The organism is Sphingomonas sp. (genome assembly GCF_036402235.1).
Lineage (GTDB): Bacteria > Pseudomonadota > Alphaproteobacteria > Sphingomonadales > Sphingomonadaceae > Sphingomonas.
The window spans coordinates 128,005-145,727 of sequence record NZ_DASWTG010000054.1; the positions used below are offsets into that span (position 1 = coordinate 128,005).

At 64.8% G+C, this 17,723-nt stretch carries 11 protein-coding genes and 1 tRNA gene; 3 read left to right on the forward strand and 9 right to left on the reverse strand.

Features of this window, described 5'->3' with window-relative positions:
• Positions 1–40: 40 nt before the first annotated feature.
• From VGD28_RS11315 to VGD28_RS11325, 3 genes are all read right to left on the reverse strand, one after another.
• Positions 41–289 carry a hypothetical protein gene (locus tag VGD28_RS11315; RefSeq protein ID WP_331028448.1) on the reverse strand — a complete coding sequence of 83 codons (249 nt, stop codon included), beginning with the start codon at positions 287–289 and terminating at the stop codon, positions 41–43.
• Positions 219–1,511, reverse strand: a complete 1,293-nt coding sequence (locus VGD28_RS11320) for a hypothetical protein (protein WP_331028449.1) — start codon at positions 1,509–1,511, stop codon at positions 219–221. Before VGD28_RS11320 ends, VGD28_RS11315 begins: the two co-directional genes overlap by 71 nt.
• Positions 1,512–1,918: 407 nt before the next feature.
• On the reverse strand, positions 1,919–2,398 hold the full coding sequence (locus VGD28_RS11325) for a hypothetical protein (RefSeq protein WP_331028450.1): 480 nt from the start codon (positions 2,396–2,398) through the stop codon (positions 1,919–1,921).
• Positions 2,399–2,575: 177 nt separating this feature from the next.
• On the opposite strand from VGD28_RS11325, the gene VGD28_RS18685 reads away from it, so the two are divergent.
• A complete protein-coding gene (locus tag VGD28_RS18685) occupies positions 2,576–2,995 on the forward strand; it encodes a transposase (protein ID WP_414714493.1) in 420 nt (139 codons plus the stop codon).
• Positions 2,992–4,662: a DNA methyltransferase gene (locus VGD28_RS11330; protein ID WP_331028451.1), complete on the forward strand. Its 1,671-nt coding sequence runs from the start codon at positions 2,992–2,994 to the stop codon at positions 4,660–4,662. Before VGD28_RS18685 ends, VGD28_RS11330 begins: the two co-directional genes overlap by 4 nt.
• Positions 4,663–4,701: 39 nt before the next feature.
• Here VGD28_RS11330 and VGD28_RS11335 read toward each other — a convergent pair.
• Positions 4,702–4,778: transfer RNA gene (locus VGD28_RS11335), tRNA-Ala, on the reverse strand.
• A 160-nt stretch (positions 4,779–4,938) separates the two neighbouring features.
• Entirely contained in the window at positions 4,939–7,968 is a 3,030-nt protein-coding gene (uvrA, locus tag VGD28_RS11340; RefSeq protein ID WP_331028452.1) for an excinuclease ABC subunit UvrA, read from the reverse strand.
• Between the two features lie 362 nt (positions 7,969–8,330).
• Between uvrA and VGD28_RS11345 the strand changes: the two genes are divergently transcribed.
• Positions 8,331–9,950, forward strand: a complete 1,620-nt coding sequence (locus VGD28_RS11345) for a DNA methyltransferase (protein ID WP_331028453.1) — start codon at positions 8,331–8,333, stop codon at positions 9,948–9,950.
• 182 nt (positions 9,951–10,132) lie between these two features.
• Here the strand turns inward: VGD28_RS11345 and VGD28_RS11350 are convergent, their stop codons facing one another.
• The 4 genes from VGD28_RS11350 to VGD28_RS11365 all read right to left on the reverse strand — a co-directional run bounded on the left by VGD28_RS11350 (position 10,133) and on the right by VGD28_RS11365 (position 17,547).
• Positions 10,133–11,314: a serine hydrolase domain-containing protein gene (locus VGD28_RS11350; protein ID WP_331028454.1), complete on the reverse strand. Its 1,182-nt coding sequence runs from the start codon at positions 11,312–11,314 to the stop codon at positions 10,133–10,135.
• 29 nt (positions 11,315–11,343) lie between these two features.
• Entirely contained in the window at positions 11,344–13,749 is a 2,406-nt protein-coding gene (locus VGD28_RS11355) for a penicillin acylase family protein (RefSeq protein WP_331028455.1), read from the reverse strand.
• A 100-nt stretch (positions 13,750–13,849) separates the two neighbouring features.
• A complete protein-coding gene (locus tag VGD28_RS11360; RefSeq protein WP_331028456.1) occupies positions 13,850–14,803 on the reverse strand; it encodes a family 43 glycosylhydrolase in 954 nt (317 codons plus the stop codon).
• Positions 14,803–17,547: a TonB-dependent receptor gene (locus tag VGD28_RS11365; RefSeq protein ID WP_331028457.1), complete on the reverse strand. Its 2,745-nt coding sequence runs from the start codon at positions 17,545–17,547 to the stop codon at positions 14,803–14,805. The genes VGD28_RS11360 and VGD28_RS11365 overlap by 1 nt, the downstream gene beginning before the upstream one ends.
• Positions 17,548–17,723 lie beyond the last annotated feature (176 nt).

Genomic DNA, 17,723 nt, shown 5'->3' on the forward strand with positions numbered 1-17,723 from the left:
CCGCAAACCGCCATGCCCCGATGCCGTCAAAATCGCAGATTCAGCAGGTGACTCCCCCGGTCGGTGCCGTCTCGCACCGGTACATCGGCTTTTGCTGACGCAGCTCCGTGCCGGCTTGCTCGCGCGCCCGGTCCCATTCCGCGCTGGTCAGGCAGATCTTCCGCTTCACCACGCGCGAGCCGGTCGCCTTCTCGCTCTTGCAGATCTTCCGGTTGGGATCAGCCGGCCGCCCCTTTCCCGCCGGCGTGCTCTGGGCCAGCGCCAGCCCGGCGGTTCCGACCATCGCCAACGCCGCAGCCATCGCCGCCGCATGACGCATCGCCATCTTCATCATCACGGTCCCTCCCCTGCGCGCGCACGGATCGCGGCGCGGCCCGGGGAGAGGCTGTCGCCTTTTCATCCGGCTGGCAAGAGGACGGAGGTGACGACGGCGGTGAATCGGCATCCTCCATCTCACCCATATGCTCATCCTCCCCGCGGCATTTGGCGAACCAGGCCTCGCGCTCGACATGGCCGGCGGCGATGGAGGGCGCGCGCTCGCGCGCTTGCTGAGCCTCGATCGCTTCCTCCTCCTCAAGGGTCAGCTCGCGCTCGTAATCCGCGTCGCCGGGCTCGCCATCCTCCAAACCGTCAAAGTCATCGGGCGGCGGGAAGCTGGTGCGCCAGCCCTGCGTTTCCTGACACCACCAGACCGGGTCCTCGTCCGGTTGACGAAGCTGACAGGAATCGCCGGTTTCGGCGGCCGTGTCAGGCTCGGGCTGCGCCGGGGCGAGCTGGACCAGCCCGGCATCCTCGGCGCGGACCCATTGCTCGGCGGTCCAGTGCGCGCGGTTGGCGGGATCGAGGTCTGCGGTGTCGAGCGGATCGGCGAGATCGCTATGGGTGCGCAGCCAGCGATCGGCGCGGGCGAGCGTGCGGATCGGGGCGAGATCGTCCCCGGTGGCTTCGGTGCCACACGCGCCGAGCCGTGCGGCGAGGAACAGCCCGGCGCGTGCGGGTGCGGCATCGCGCGCGACGAGATCGAGCAGCTGCTCGAAATCGGCGGCGGCGAGGCGCACCGCGGCGGCGTTGGCATCGGTGCAGGCGGCGTCGGCGCGCTTGTCGAGCCGGGCGAGCATGCGGAAGGCCAGCGTGTTGTCGTGGCGGTGGCGGGTGACGGTGCGGCCGTCGTCATCGGTGACGGTATCGCGCACGCCGTTGAAGGCGCGCTCCATCAACTCGTCGGCGAGCGCGTCGCGCGAGCGGAGCAAGGCGGCGTCCCAGGCGAGGCGGAAGGCGGCGCCGCGCGCGGCGTTGCGCAGCGCATAGGCGGACTGGCGCGACATATCGACGATGGCGCAGGCGCGGGTGATGGGGTGGCCGAGCGACAGCGCGGTGAGGAAGCGCTTCTGCTTCTCCGCGGTCCAGCCGTCGTAGCGCTGTGCGTCGGGGACGCCGGGTTCGAGTTCGTGGAAGGCGGCGTGGTTGAACTGATATTCGGCTTCGGGTTCGGTCTGGGTGATCGCGTTCATGGCTGTGGTCCTCTCGTGTGGTTTGGAGGACCGGTTAGGTATGCCGGAATGGGGGCTGTAGGAAAGTTCTATTTTTGTTCCAGTTTGGAAGGGGGAAGATTGGATTCACGCAAAGGCGCAAAGGCGCGAAGGCGCGAAGGCGCGAAGGCGCGAAGGCGCGAAGGCGCGAAGGCGCGAAGAAGAAGAAGAAGGGTTTTGGTTCACGCGGGGGCGCGGAGAGCGCGGAGGTGTTGCGCTTCGTTGGGGCGGGGCGCCGCGCAGCGGCCTTCATGCTTGCGGCGAGCGGCGGGCGGAAGGTCTCGCTGGCGCGAGACGAGTGGGAGCCGGGTCTCTCCGCGTCTCCGCGCCTCCGCGTGAACATTTCTTCTTCTTTGCGCCTTCGCGCCTTTGCGTGAATCAATCCCTTCTCAGCCGACCGCCGGGGCGGTGGCGGGGGTGAGGGTCTGGGGCTCGATCGAGGTGTAGCCGGGCTTGGGCTCGGTGCGGGTGGCGGCGCCGGGTTCGCCGGCGCGGCGGGGCGAGGCCTTGCCGGTTTCGCGGTCGAGGCCGCGGGCGGTGAGCCAGTCGACCGCGGCGGCGGCGGCGACGAAGCCAACCGCGCCCCACAGGAAGGCGGATTTGGGCGCGCGGCGGGCGGCGAGGCCGAGCGCGGCGAGGTCGATCGCGTCGCCGACGACGCGGTTCCAGACATTGGTGGAGTGCGCGGGCGCGGCGAGCAGCCCGGCGCCCGCCACCGCCTCACGCATGCCGAAGGCGCGCAGCGTGTTGCGGGTGGCGGCATCGTCCTGGCCGAGCGCCTGCGCGATGCGCCGCGTCGCCAGCAGCTCCACCGCGCCGAGCGCGATCGAGAAGACGCCAAGGCCGAAGCTCAAGCCTTTGTAATTCATGTTGGAGTCCCGTTCGGTGGGGTGTGGGGCGGGAACGGGTGATGGGAGGAGAGGTTCCACACTGTCCTGGGAGCAAATCTAACGTTACGAACACACACAATTGCAAATTTTCGAAGCTGGACTGCTACGCAAACCCGACTCGCTTTTGGACTTGACCATCATTCACGAAAGACTGAAATGAGCGTTGGCAACTGCACAATTTTTCTCACCAGCGCTTCGGCAGAGGATGCAATTGTGTATCTCGAGCAGATAAGGTGGAATGGTCATCCGGTGTGCTCAAAATGCGAAAGTAGCAACGTTCAACAACACGAGACCGCCGACCGTTTATTGAGGCGGTGGCAGTGCCGAGATTGTTCATTGTCCTTTTCAGTTACGGCGGGGACGGTATTCCACCGCACTCATAAAAGCCTAAGAGATTGGTTCTTACTTATTCTTGCTCTAGATGGTGACCCTAAGCCGTCCATCTCAGAATTAGCTGAGCGGCTGTCGATCCGAAGAGATACGGTAAAGTCAATGGTCAACCGCCTCGACCTAGCCTTACAAACACCTACCCAACAGAAATTTATTACACTGGTTCGAGAAGGTCTACGAGCGTGAAAAAGAAAAATACGCTTTTCTACGGCGACAACTTGACAATCATGCAGCGAGAAATCGGCATGCATGCAGTTGACCTTATTTATCTCGATCCCCCTTTTAACTCTAATCAGAGCTACAATCTACTATATAGAACAATGACGGGGCAACCAGTTCCAGAGCAAGCAGAGGCTTTCTTTGACACATGGCATCTTGACGCTGAGAAGCGTGAGATCGCACGCCATATGCCGGAATTAATGCGCCAACATGGCGTCGATCCTTTTTATGCGAAATTCTGGGATCTTTGGATGGGGGCTCTACAAAATACTCAGCCAAAGCTTCTAGCTTACTTGATATACATGGTTCAGCGCCTTCTTTATATGAAGTCGATTCTGAAACCAACAGGGTCGATTTACCTTCACTGCGACCCCACGGCTAGCCACTATATCAAGATCATGATGGACGGAATTTTTGGCCATGATAATTTCCGGAATGAAATTATCTGGAAACGAACCGGGGCCCATGGTCGTGCAAAACGATGGGGGCCAATTCATGACGTAATTCTATTCTATTCTGCTGGAAAGAACTATAAGTGGAATAGGGTTTATCAGCCATATCAGAACGATTACTTAGAAACTGCCTATTCGCAAAAAGATGCGCGCGGCCAGTATCAGCCGATCACATTAGACGGTCCGGGAACACGCACGGGCAGCTCTGGGGATCCATGGAAAGGCGTCAACCCAACTGATAAGGGGCGCCATTGGGAACTCCCCCCTGACCGCGCATTGCCGAGTTGGTTTGTTCGTCCCAATCGTTTTGCCGAGATGTCAGTACAGGAGCGCCTCGATGTCCTCGATGATCAAGGGCTCATATATTGGCCAAAACGCGGGTCAGTGCCTCGCTTCAAGCGATACGCATCCGTTGCAGAAGGAAATCCGATTCAAGATATCATTACCGATATTGGCCCCTTGTCTTCTCATTCGAATGAACGAATGGGGTATCCAACTCAAAAGCCAATTGAACTGCTTAAAAGAATAATTCTAGCATCCACCAATGAAGGTGATGTGGTGTTCGACCCGTTCTGCGGTTGCGGCACTGCAATTTATGCAGCGCATGAGCTTCGCCGCAAATGGGTGGGATGCGATATTGCAATCCTCGCAGTTAAAATCGTTCGCGAAGTCCTTGAAGGCGAATATAAACTCGCCGAGGGATCAGATTTCGAAGTTCGAGGAATCCCGGTCAGCCTGGCTCAAGCACAAGAGCTCTCCAACCGAGATAAATTCCAGTTTCAACATTGGTTTGTCGAGCGCGTTGGTGGTTTTCCGACTCAAAAGCGCTCAGCTGACAAAGGCGTTGACGGCAGGTTGTACTTTGATCGAGGCGGCGCACTGGAGGAACTAATCATCTCAGTTAAAGGTGGCGCGATCAAGCCAGCCGATGTGCGAGAGCTTCGCGGTACCATGGAACGAGAGGGCGCACCTATGGCGGCGCTGCTATGTCTACATGAACCCACTCCGGCTATGCGAGCCGAGGCAGAAGCCGCAGGCCTGTATGAAGCGTTCGGAACAAAGTATCCTCGCTTGCAGATTTTGAGCGCTAGCGATGTCCTTGAAAGGAAGGTTGAGCTTAAAACGCCATCGAAGGTCCGCACACGACTTACCAGCGGGCAAATGGCCTTCACGCTTGCATAAAACTGCAAGCCTGCTAGGATTTCCCAGCTTGTAGTTGGATGGCGCGCCCGGCAGGACTCGAACCTGCAACCGTGAAATTGCGACACTCCCGCTCTATCCAATTGAGCTACGGGCGCCGACGACCAGGCAGGCTGCAACTTGCCTGGTCGTCATCCGCCTTCTGTTTGAAGTGCCTCCGGACTTCCGTCCATTTAAAAGTCCAAAACCGTGTGCAGCAAAGGCAGCTAAAAGCGCCTTAAATCTCGCATTTTTTGAGATGACGTCAAATTTCTCCAATTACTCCGCCGCCACACGCTCCCCCACCCGACCCCGCTCCAGCAACGGCGCCAGATACGTCCCCGTATAGCTCCGCGGCGCCTTCGCCACCTGCTCGGGCGTGCCCTCGGCGACCACCTCGCCGCCCTTGACGCCGCCTTCCGGCCCCAGATCGAGGATCCAGTCCGCCGTCTTGATGACGTCGAGGTTGTGCTCGATCACCACCACTGTATTGCCCTGCTCGACCAGCGCGTGGAGGACTTCGAGCAGCTTGCGCACGTCCTCGAAGTGCAGGCCGGTGGTGGGTTCGTCGAGGATGTAGAGGGTCTGGCCCGTGGCGCGACGGGCGAGTTCCTTGGCGAGCTTGACGCGCTGCGCCTCGCCGCCCGACAGGGTCGTCGCCTGCTGGCCGACCTTGATATAGCCGAGGCCGACTTCCGCCAGCATCGCCATCTTGTCGCGGATCGGGGGGACGGCCTTGAAGAACTCGACCGCGTCCTCGACCGTCATGTCGAGCACGTCGGCGATGCTCATCCCCTTGAACTTCACCTCGAGCGTCTCGCGATTGTAGCGCGCGCCGTGGCAGACGTCGCAGGTGACGTAGACGTCGGGGAGGAAGTGCATCTCGATCTTGAGCACGCCGTCGCCCTGGCACGCCTCGCACCGGCCGCCCTTGACGTTGAAGCTGAAGCGGCCGGGCTTGTAGCCGCGCGCCTGCGCCTCGGGCAGGCCGGCGAACCAGTCGCGGATCGCGGTGAAGGCGCCGGTATAGGTCGCCGGGTTGGAGCGCGGGGTGCGGCCGATCGGCGACTGATCGATGTCGATCACCTTGTCGAGATGCTCGAGCCCGGTGATCTTGTCGTGCTTGCCGGCGAGGACGCGCGCGCCGTTGAGCTGGCGCGCGGCGGCGGCGTAGAGCGTGTCGATGGTGAAGCTCGACTTGCCCGAGCCCGACACGCCGGTGATGCAGGTGAAGGTGCCGAGCGGGATCGACGCGGTGACGCCGGTCAGGTTGTTGGCGGTGGCGTTGTGGACGGTGAGCTTCTTGCCGGTGCCCTTGCGGCGCTTGGCCGGCACCTCGATGCGGCGGGTGCCGTTGAGGTAATCGGCGGTGACGCTGCCTTCGGTGGCGAGGACCTCCCGGAGCGAGCCGCGGGCGACGACCTCGCCGCCATGGACGCCGGCGCCGGGGCCCATGTCGATCAGGTAGTCGGCGGTGCGGATCGCATCCTCGTCATGCTCGACGACGAGCACGGTGTTGCCGAGATCGCGCAGGCGGCGGAGCGTGGCGAGCAGCATGTCGTTGTCGCGCTGGTGCAGGCCGATCGAGGGCTCGTCGAGGACGTAGAGCACGCCGGAGAGGCCGCTGCCGATCTGCGAGGCGAGGCGGATGCGCTGGGACTCGCCGCCCGAGAGGGTACCGCTGGTGCGGTCGAGGTTGAGATAGTCGAGCCCGACATTGTTGAGGAAGCCGAGGCGCTCGTCGATCTCCTTGAGGATGGCTCGCGCGATTTCCTGCTGCTGGGGGGTGAGGTCGGCGGGCAAGTTGGCGAAGAAGGGCAGCGCGTCGGTGACCGAGAGGCGGGTGACGCTGGAGATGTCGCGGCCGGCGATCTTGACCGCCAGCGCCTCGGGCTTGAGGCGCGCGCCGTGGCAGGTCTCGCAGGCATGGGCGGCCTGGTACTTCGACAGCTCCTCGCGCATCCAGGCGCTCTCGGTCTGGAGCATGCGGCGGTTGAGGTTGCCGATCACGCCCTCGAACGGCTTGCGGACGTCGTAGGACTTCTTGCCGTCGACGAAGGTGAGCGTGACGGGCTTGCCGCCGGTGCCGTGGAGGATGATCAGCTGGACCTCGCCGGGGAGGTCGCGCCACGGGGTTTCGAGGCTAAAGCCGAACTCGCGCGCGAGGCTGCCGAGGACCTGCATGTAATAGGGCGAGGGCGGGTTGGACTTGGCCCAGGGGACGACCGCGCCCTTCTTGATCGAGAGGTCGTGGTTGGGGACGACGAGGTCCTCGTCGAACACCAGCCGCTCGCCGAGGCCGTCGCATGCCGGGCACGCGCCCTGCGGGGCGTTGAAGGAGAAGAGGCGCGGCTCGATCTCGGGGATAGTGAAGCCGCTGACCGGGCAGGCGAACTTTTCGCTGAAGACGATGCGGTTGGCGGGGACGCCGGCGCCTTTCATCTTCCCATCCGTCACCCCAGCGAAAGCTGGGGTCTCGGGCGGATTCGCGCCTTCGCTGGAGGCCCCAGCTTTCGCTGGGGCGACGGATTCGGCAGCGAACGTCTGCGGGGCTTCCTGCACGCGGTTGCCGGCGAGTTCGTCGACCGTGGTGTCGACCAGGTCGATATAGGCGAGGCCGTCGGCGAGCTTGAGCGCGGTCTCGAAGCTCTCGGCCAGGCGGGTGGCGATGTCGTCGCGCACGACGAGGCGGTCGACCACGACCTCGATGTCGTGCTTGTACTTCTTGTCGAGCGCGGGGGCTTCCTCGATCAGATAGGTCTCGCCGTCGATGCGGACGCGCTGGAAGCCGGCCTTCTGCCACTCGAGCAGCTCCTTGCGGTACTCGCCCTTGCGGCCGCGCACGACCGGGGCGAGGAGCAGGAGGCGCGTGCCCTCGGGCAGGGCGAGGACGCGGTCGACCATCTGGCTGACGGTCTGCGCCGCGATCGGGAGGCCGGTCGCGGGGCTGTAGGGCACGCCGACGCGCGCCCAGAGCAGGCGCATGTAATCGTAGATCTCGGTGACCGTGGCGACGGTCGAGCGCGGGTTGCGGCTGGTGGTCTTCTGCTCGATCGAAATAGCGGGGCTGAGGCCCTCGATATGCTCGACATTGGGCTTCTGCATCATCTCGAGGAACTGGCGCGCATAGGCGCTGAGCGACTCGACATAGCGGCGCTGGCCCTCGGCATAGATGGTGTCGAAGGCGAGCGAGGATTTGCCCGAGCCCGACAGGCCGGTGATGACGGTGAGCGTGTCGCGCGGGATGTCGATGTCCACGCCCTTGAGATTGTGCTCGCGCGCGCCGCGGACGCTTATGTGTGTCAGCATACCGAACACCTATGCTGAATGATGTGGGTGAGACTCATGGGGCGTGGTTCTAGCTTTGTTCTTTGGGGGAAGCTAGAGGGGAGATAGGAGCGGCCCCGCAAATTCGCCACCTGCACGGGTCGCCGCCGAAACCGATGCGTTTTCTCGCGCCGTTGCCGCCCCAGCCGAACCTTTGATCCGGTTCGGATGCGTCAACATTGGGCCATAGGTACAACAGCAGCGACGATCCGCCCATTATGGGGAGGCGCGCAAGATCACCGGCTGCATCGCGAGGAACGCGTCCGATCCGGACGATGTTCCCCGTTCGCCCCCGCTCTGTTCGGCTAGGCTCCGCCGCATATGCACGGGGCCGGAACAGGGACATGAGCCAGCTTTACTATGGCGACAATCTGGAGGTGCTGCGCGAGCATGTTGCCGACGAGAGCGTCGACCTGATCTATCTCGACCCGCCGTTCAACTCCAACGCCAACTACAACATCCTCTTCAAGTCGCCGAAGGGCGCCGCGGCGGACAGCCAGATCGAGGCGTTCGAGGATACGTGGCACTATGGCCCGGAAGCGGCGCAGGCGTTTCACGAGGTGATGACGAGCGGCAACACCGATGTCGCCAACCTGCTGCGTTCAATGCAGGAGTTTCTCGGCCAGAATGACATGATGGCCTACCTGGCGATGATGGCGGCGCGCCTGATCCACCTGCATCGGGTGCTCAAGCCGACCGGCAGCCTGTACCTGCACTGCGACCCGACCGCGAGCCACTATCTGAAGCTGCTGCTGGACGGCGTGTTCGGGGCGAGCAATTTCCGGAACGAGATCGTGTGGGAGCGAACCAACTCCCACAACATGAAGACCGCGGGGTGGACTCGCTCCAACGATACGATCTTCTTCTACTCGAAATCGGAGAGCTGGGTGTTCAACACCCGCTACCAGCCCTACGGTCCCGAGCAGATGAAGCGGTATCGCCCGGATGCGGACGGGCGGTTGTACAAGGCGGAGAATCTGACCTTCTCCTCCGCCAACAAGAGCCGCCAGTTTGAATGGCGGGGAACCCGTCCCCCGCCCAACCGATCCTGGGGCGCATCGCTCGAGCAGCTCGAGAAATGGTGGGCGGAAGGCCGCATCCTCAAGCGGCAGGATGGCTCGCCGAGAATGGACGGGCTGAAAGTCTATCTGGATGAGATGCCGGGAAAGCCCGTCGGCACGAACTGGGCGGACATCGACCGCGTCGGCAACACGTCCGGCGAACGCCTCGGCTATCCGACACAGAAGCCGCTCGCATTGCTCGAACGCATCATCTCCGCATCCTCCAATGAGGGCGATGTCGTCCTCGACCCCTTTTGCGGCTGCGGCACCGCCGTCCATGCCGCGCAGAAGCTGGGCCGCCAGTGGATCGGGATCGACGTCACCTACCTGGCGATCGGCCTGATCGAGCGGCGATTGCGCGAGGCGTTCCCGCGCACCCGGTTCGAGGTCGTCGGCGAACCCAAAGGCCTGATGGACGCCGAACATCTTGCCGCCAGCGAGCCCTATCAGTTCCAGTACTGGATTACGCAGAAGATCGGCGGGCAGCCCTATCGGGGCGGGCGCAAGGGGGCGGATCGCGGGATCGACGGCTATATCTATTACACCAAGAACGACGCTGCGGCGGGCAAGTCATCCACCGCCGCGGCGATCATATCGGTCAAGGCCGGGCGCAATGTCGGCGTGGCGATGATCCGCGAACTCAAGGGCGTTCTGGAACGCGAGAAGGCGGATATCGGCATTTTCGTGTGCGTGGCGAATCCCAGCCGCGAGATGGAGCGCGAAGCGGCAGCGGCGGAAATCTGGACCGATCCGGTGACCGGCATCGGCTATCCGCGCCTTCAGATCTTCACCCTGGCCGAGCTGTTCCAGAACAGGCAGCCCAGCGTTCCGCTGCTCGACCGGCAGGCCGGATACAAGCGCGCGAAGGCAGAGGAGAATAGCGAGCAGGGGCTGCTGCTGTGAGCCTTAGATTGAGAACTCATGCAAGTCGTTGTCATTGGGGGATCAACTCGCCCTTATTCGTCATCCCCACGCAGGCGGGAATCCATTGTCGCTGCCGGTGCAGCTCAATCCGCCCGGTCAGCCAGAATGGATTCCCGCCTGCGCGGGGATGACGATGCTGGAATATGAGTCCCCAACCTCCCCTACCCCGCCGCCCGGCACAGCGCGTCGGTCGCCAGCGCCACACGCGATTCCGTGGTCTCGCGGTTGCTGGGATCGTTGCGCACGCCGCGCGTTTCGGTGTTGAACGCCAGCAGCGTTGCCACTCCGCGGTCAGGACAGAGGCTCAAATAGGCGCGGAAGCCGTTCTGGTCGCCATTGTGGCCGATGACGCGGATACCCTCGACCCGGTCGATGAAGAAGCTCAGGCCAACCTGCGTGGTCGTCGCCATGCGTCCCTGGCTGAAGTCCTCGCCCGCGGGGAGACGGGGCTGCCACATCTCTTCCAATGACGCGCGCTTGAGGATCAGGTCGTAATCGGCCTTTCGCGCCGGATCACCGAGCAGGAAGGCGGCGTATCTCGCCATGTCGGGCATCGGGGCGTTGAGGCCGCCGTTGGAGACCGTCACGCCGGTGTCGGCGTCGAACGGGGCCGCGGTGCGCTTGCCGTCGCGGATATGGTAGCTGCGCGAACGGTGCTTCAGCAGGTGCGGCGGGGTGCGGTCGAAATAGCTCATGTGCATGCCGAGCGGGCGCAGGATGTTCTTGTCGATATAGACTTCATAGTCCTCGCCGGAGAGGCGCTCGATCACCTGGCCCAAATAGACGATGCCGGGGTTGGAATAGCTGTAGCGGCTGCCGGGCCTGAACTGGACCTCCGTGTAGGGAAGCATCGCCTCGAGCTGCTTCCAGCTTGGCGGCTCGAACGGCTGCCAGTCCTTGTCGCGCCACGGCCAGGTACCGTTGCGGAAACCGGCGCTATGGCTGAGCAGCTGGCGGATCGTGATGGCACCGGTGTCGCCGAAGGGGTTGTGGACCTTCGCGAGCTCGGGGACGTATTTCACGATCGGATCGTCGAGCTCCAGCAGGCCGCGGTCGCGCAATTGCAGGATCGCGATGCCGGTCATCGTCTTGGTGACCGACGCCCAGTGGTAGATGGTGTTGGCATCGACCGGGATATGCGCGTCGGCGTCCTGCTCGCCGAGGTGATCGGCGGCGAAGGTGCGACCATTCCGGATCAGGTAGAAGCTGCTGCCGGCGATGTTGGCGCGCTGCACCTCGGTGCGGTGGAGCTTGCGGAAATCCGACAGGGCCTTGTCCAAGGGAGCGTCCTGCGCGGCGGCGGGGGCGGCGAGCAACAGGCTGGCGGCGATGTGGCGGAGCATGGCTCCCCTCCCCTTGTTCCTTGGCCCGCTCAGGACGGCTTGAGCGTGGTGCGTGAGGCCGCGGCCTTATCCACCGCGGCGCGGCTGTAGAGCAAGGGGAGCGTGTCGCCCGCGATCCACGAACCGTACTGATCGCGGTAATGCGGCGAGCGCGGGTCGATCGACTGGCCGGGGAGGATCAGGATGCGCGAATTGTCCCACGCGCCGACGTCGATCACCTGCTGGTAGCTGGAACCGCCGCCGACGTTCCAGCCGGGGCCGGAGCCGAGCCAGCGCGCCATCACGGTATAGCCGTCGCCGCCCGAGCCCTGCCCCTCGATCGGCGGGAACGCCTTGGCGATGGCGGGGATCGCCGAGAGCGGATGACGGAGCTTGACCTGGTGCAGCGTGCCCCAGCGCCACGCGGCGGGATCGGCCCCGAGCAGCTGCTGCGCCGAGGCCCAGCCGGCGGCAAGCGCCGCATCGAGGATCGCATCGCGCGTGCCCTGCGGATCGGCGCCGAGGCGGGCGTCGGGCTTGTCCAGCAGACCGAGCAGGATCGAGGGGGCGATCTCGGTCACCAGGTTCTTGGCGCGTTCCGGGACGATGGCGGCGAGCATGCGCTTGCTGAGGTCGCGCCAGACGATCTCGAACAGGGCGGCGGGGCCGCTGTCGGCGTCGAGATGGGCGTTCCAGCCGCGGAGCATGTCCACCGCAGGCCTGGCGGCGGCCGAGGGGCTGGCGGGCAGCTGAGCGAGGAACTGGCGCGCGGGGGTGGAGAGCGTGTCGTGCTGGAGCGCCACGCTGTCGGCGATGCTGTGCCTGGGCTGCGCGGCGAGAACCTCGGCGCAGCGCTCGTAGCGGTAGGGGTCGCGGAACGAGAAGGCCGGGATGCGGTCGCGCGGCCAGTCGTCGGGCAGGTTGTTCTGGTTGGCCGAGGCGAACCAGCCCTTCTTCGGGTTGTACTCGCTGGGCAGCGAGGAGAAGTTGCGCATCCCGGTCCAGTCGTGGCTTCCGTCGCCGGGCACGGGGAGCAGGCCGTCGCCCGCCTTGCGCACGGGCATGAAGCCGATCACCTGCCAGCCGGTGTTGCCGTCGATATCGGCATAATGGAAATTGGTCGGCGACGGATGCAGCGCGAACGCCTTGCGCAGGCTGGCCCAGTCCTTCGAGAGGTTGATCGCGATCATCGCGAAGCAATCGGCCGAGCCGGGCTGCATCGCCACGGTGGTGAGCACGCTGGCGCGGCATCGGGCGGGATCGTGCGCGATCACCGGCCCCTGCACGGCATAGCGGAGTGTCACCGTCTCGGCCGGGCCGTCCTTGACCGGGATCGTCTCGGTGACGGTCTCGAACCGCTTCCAGCCGCCGCCGTGGCGATATTGCTCGGGGTTCTCGGGGTTGAGCTCGAGGATGAACAGGTCGCTCTGGTCGATATGGAAGTTGGTGCGGCCGAAGGCGAAGCGGTCGGTATGGCCCTGCATGATGCCGGGCAGGCCGGGCGAGCCGCCGCCGATCACGTCGAGGCCTGGCGCGGTGAGGTGCGCGACGTGGCGCGGGCTGAACCCGCCGATGCCGAGATGCGGATCGTTGGCGAGAATCGGGCGGCCGGTGGCGGTGCGCGAGGGCGCGACGGTCCAGGCGTTGCTGCCGGCATTGCCGCGATCGGCGGAGGTGGCATTGTCGAGCGACGACACGCGCGCGGCGGGTGCGGCGGGGTCGGCCGCGGGGGGCGGGCCGCCAAAGGGCAGCCGCCCGATGCGCAGCACGCCGAGATCGGCATCGGTGACCGCGGCGGCGTCGAGCCCCTTGGGCAATGTCATCTTCCATGCCGGGCGCAGCGGCGCGACGATCGCGTCGAGATCGAGCAGGCCCAATGCGGCGAGCTGGGCGCGGCGCACGCTGTCGTCGGTATTGCCTTCGGACGCCTCGCGCTGGCGCACCAGATCGTCGAGATTCCACTTGAGCGGGGCGATGCCGAGGATGCCGTATTCGAGCGGGAGCAGGCTGGGGTCGGCGGTGACCTCGTCGATGCGCGCGTTGATCCCGGCGACATAGGCGCGCGCGCAGGCGAGGACGTCGGCGGGAACGCGCGCCAGCTCGGCATCGAGATCGCCGCGGAAGCGGAACAGGCGCGCGACGGCGTCATGCTTCGCGAATTTCGGGCCGAACGCCTCGGCGAGGCGGCCGAGATCGCGGCGGTAGGACAGGTCGATCTGGAACAGCCGGTCGCGCGCGACGACATAGCCTTGGCCGAAGAACGCGTCGGGGATGGTGGCGGCACGGATGTGCGGGATGCCGTAGCGGTCGTCGACGATCTCGATGGGGGCACTCAATCCCTGCATGATGCGCTCCCGGTTTACCGTCACCGGACCGACGCGCAACGGCGCGCCGGCAGCGGGAACGGCGGCCAGAATGGCGGTCGAGCCCAGCAGGAATGAACGTCGGTTGAGCATCGGCTATTCCCCCGCTGTGTCGCCAGCCCGGGAAGGTAGCCAGCAGCCCGCGCCTGTCCATGCAATGCGCATAGGACGCCGATAACCCCGGGTTATGGGTTCACCAGCGCGGGGCGGCGGCTCCGTCGGTCATGCGGATCGGCTCGATCGAGCCGTCGGGGGCGTAGCGGACGCGCTCGACCGCGACCTGGCGCTCGCCCCTGAACGGGCCTTCGCCGCGCGGGCGCTCCCAGCGGTGATAGACGATCATCAGGCCGCCGTCCTTCGGGTGCCGGACGAAGCTGTGGTGGCCGGGCCCTTGATGCGTGGCGTCGCTCTCGAGGATCTTGCCGCGATAGGTCCAGGGACCCGTGGGTGAGGAGGATGTGGAATAGTGGACCGAGTAGCTGGCGTCGTTCCACTTTCCGTGGCTGTAGGAGAGGTAATAGGTGCCGTCCCGCTCGTGCATGAAGGCGCCTTCGGTGAAGGACTGAGGCTGATCGACCTTCACCTCGCGCCTGAACGAGACCATGTCGGGGTTGAGCTCGAACACGCGCAAGGTCGCCCCCGCGCTGCCGCCCACGTAGAAATAGGGCGTCTTCGTCTTGGGATCGACGAACACCATCGGGTCGATCGCCTCGAAGCCGTTGCCGCCGGTGAGCAGCGGCTTGCCGCTGTCGGTGTACGGCCCTTCGGGGCGGTCGGCGACGGCGACGCCGATGCGGCTGGGGGTCGGGTTCTGCGGGCCGACCGAGTAATAGAGATAATATCTGCCGTTGGCGGCGGCGACGCCGGGCGCCCACAGGAAATGCTGCGGTGCGCCGTCGTCGCCGATCCACCTGATCTGGTCGCGGCGGATCAGCTCGCCGCGGTTGCGCCAGGTCTCGAGGTCGCTGGTCGAGAAGGCGCCGAAGCGGTCCGCCGACCAGCTGCCGCCGGGGCCGCCGGTGGGGAACACCCACAGCTCGCCGCCGATGACGATGGCGTGCGGGTCGGCGCCCTCGAACTGCGGATTGTCGGCGAGCGCCGGGGCGGCGGCAAGCGCCGCCCCGAGCAGGAACAATGCACGCCGCATCAGAAGCGCGCCCGGAAGCCCACCGCGTAGATGCTGTCGTCGGTGCGCACGTCGCGGATGAAATAATCCTCGTTGATGTAGCTGCGGTAGCGCGAGCGCAGCACGTTGGTGCCCTCGACCATGAAGGTCAGCCTGGGCGTCACATCATAGGACAGGCTGAAGTCGAGGCGGCCGTTCGGGCGGACATAGTTGAGCCAGGGGTCGGCATCCACCGGCCGAACGTCGCCCGCGCCGCTGCGGTCCTCGTCGAAATATTCCGAGCGATAGGTGTAGACGACGCGCCCCGAGATGCCGTTGCGGTCGTAGAGCAGGCCGGCGTTGAAATTATACTTCGACACGCCCTGGAGCGGGAAGCCCGCCAGCTGGTCGCCGCCGCTCACTTCGCTGTCGGCATAGGTGAAGTTGCCGAACACGCCGAAGCCGGCGAGATCCCCGGGCAGGAAGTCGAAGAACATCTGGCCGCTGACCTCGACGCCCTTGAGCTTGGCCTGACCGACGTTGCGCGGGCGGGAGATGTTGTAGACGATGCCGTCGATCGTCTCGACATCGACCCCGTTGATCACGCGATCGGTGATATCGCGATAATAGCCGCCGACGGCGATGTAGCCCGACTTCCAATAATATTCGAGCGTCGCATCATAGCTGTCCGACTTCTGCGGGCGCAGGTCGGGATTGCCGCCCGACCCGCTGTTGCGGATGTTGGGGTTGGTCGAGACGATGTAGTTGAGGCCCGGATTGAGCGACCCGAAGGCGGGGCGCGCCAGCGTCTTGGAGTAAGTGAGGCGCGCCTGCAGCCCGCCGCCGAACTGGATGCGCGCGCTGGCGTTGGGCAGCCAGTCCTCGTCGCTGGTGTCCGCGGTGGTGGTCACCGGCACGCCGTCGACGCGGCCGGTGCCGGTGATCGTGCGATCGGTGCGGGTGTAGCGCAGGCCGAGCTTGCCATCGACGGTGACGGTGTCGCCGAGCGGGATCTCATATCCCGCCTGGATATAGGCGGCATAGGTCTTCTCAGCCGCCTCGAACCGGCGGGTGGGATCGAAGGGCGGCTGGCCGGCGGGGGCGCCGAAGAAGGCGCGCAGCCGTGACTGCCCCTCATCCGACAGCAGATATTCGCGGCTGGGGACGAGGAACGGCGCGCCCTGGTTGATCTGCGGGATGCCCGGCGCGCGGATGAAGAAATCGTCGGGAACCCCGGCGGCGGTCACCAGCGTGTTGCCCGAGCCGCCCGGAGGGGCGATGCCGAGCTGGACCTGATCGAACACCGCGCCGCGATCGGCATAGCGGCCGCCGAACTCGATCGTCTTGAGGATCGAGCCGACCTCGTACGACGCGTCGAGCTTGATCGCGAGCAGATCACCCGCCGAGCGCGAATAATCCTGGAACAGCCCGTTGACGAAGGTGTAGCCGTCGGCCGAGGCCATCGGATTGCCGGGGATGGTGATGACGGCGGTCTTGTCCGGATTGTCGAAGTCGACGGTCGCCGCGGCGACCTTCTTGCCGGTATCGACGATGAACGTCTCGTTGTTGACGATCGATTCCTGATAGGATGCGTCGAGCACCGCCGTGAACCGGTCGCCCTCGTACTTGAGGCCGAGCGCGCCGAGATAGCTGTCGGTCTTGTGGTTCTTCGCCTGCATCGAGGTGAAGGAGCTGATGTTGTTGAACGTGCCGCCGACCATGTTGCAGATATTGCGCGTGGTGTAGCCGCCGGGCTGGTTCTCGCCCGCGGCCAGCTCGTTGGAATTGGGGTTGAAGCCCGCGCCGTTGACGCGCGCGGTGAAGCAATTGTCGTCGGTCGTGACGCCGGTCACGCTGCTCGAGTTGAACAGCTGATACTCGTAGAAGGCGGTGGCGAACTTGCCGCGATAGGCCGAGTAGAGGCCGTCGGCATAGACCTGAAGCTCGGGCGTCGCCTGCCATTGCAGCGAGGCGTTGGCCTGAGGCCGCGAATAGCTGCCATATTCGTTGAGGCCGCCGGTCGAGATCGGGATCGCGACATCGGGATTGCCGAGCGCGCTGCCGGCCCGCCGCTCCGCGACATAATGGGTCGGGCGGTTGAACTGGATGTCGTACCACGACGCGCTGACGAGCACGCCGATCTCGCCGATGCCGGTGTCCCAGCGATCGGTGACGAGCGCACTGACCTGGGGGCTGAGCTTCTCGATGTTCGAGGCGTAGCTGAGCTTGCCGCCGATCGCGATCGTCGGATCCCTGTAGTCGAACGCCTTGTTGAGCCGCAGGTCGATCGCGCCGGCGACGCCGCCCTCGATCAAGTTGGCGGTGTTCGACTTGAACACGTCGACGCGCGCCAGCGCCTCGGCCGGAAGATCCTGGAAGGCGAAGCCGCGGCCGGCCGCGGTGAAGATCTCGCGCCCGTCGAGCGTGGTGAGGATGTCGCCCAGGCCGCGGATCAGCGGATTGACGATCTCGTTGTTGCCGCCGACCGTGACCTGAACGCCCGGCACGCGCTGGAGCGCGGCGGCGGTGGTGGGATCGGGGAACTTGCCGATGTCCTGCGCGACGATCGAATCGACCACCTGCGGCGCATCGCGCTTGATGTCCGCGGCGCGCGCCAGGCTGGCGCGGATGCCGGTGACGACGACTTCCTCGGCGGCGGGATCCGCCGCCTGTGCCGTCTGGCTGGGTTGCTGGGGTTCCGCGGTCTGGGCCGAAGCGGCCGCGGTGGTTGCGATGAGCGCCAGAGCCGACGCCGAACTCGTCAAAACGACCGGAAAACGTGACATCCGATCCTCCCTCCACTGTTACGCGCCGCGCATGTTTACGCGGCGGAAGACGTCTCCCTACGGTAAACGTTTCCAGCAGACAATTCTTAATTATCTTATCTAAACGATAAAATATAAAACGGGCGCGTAACGATGCCCGTTTTCCGTCGATGAGACGGAATCGCCAGGGATGTGGT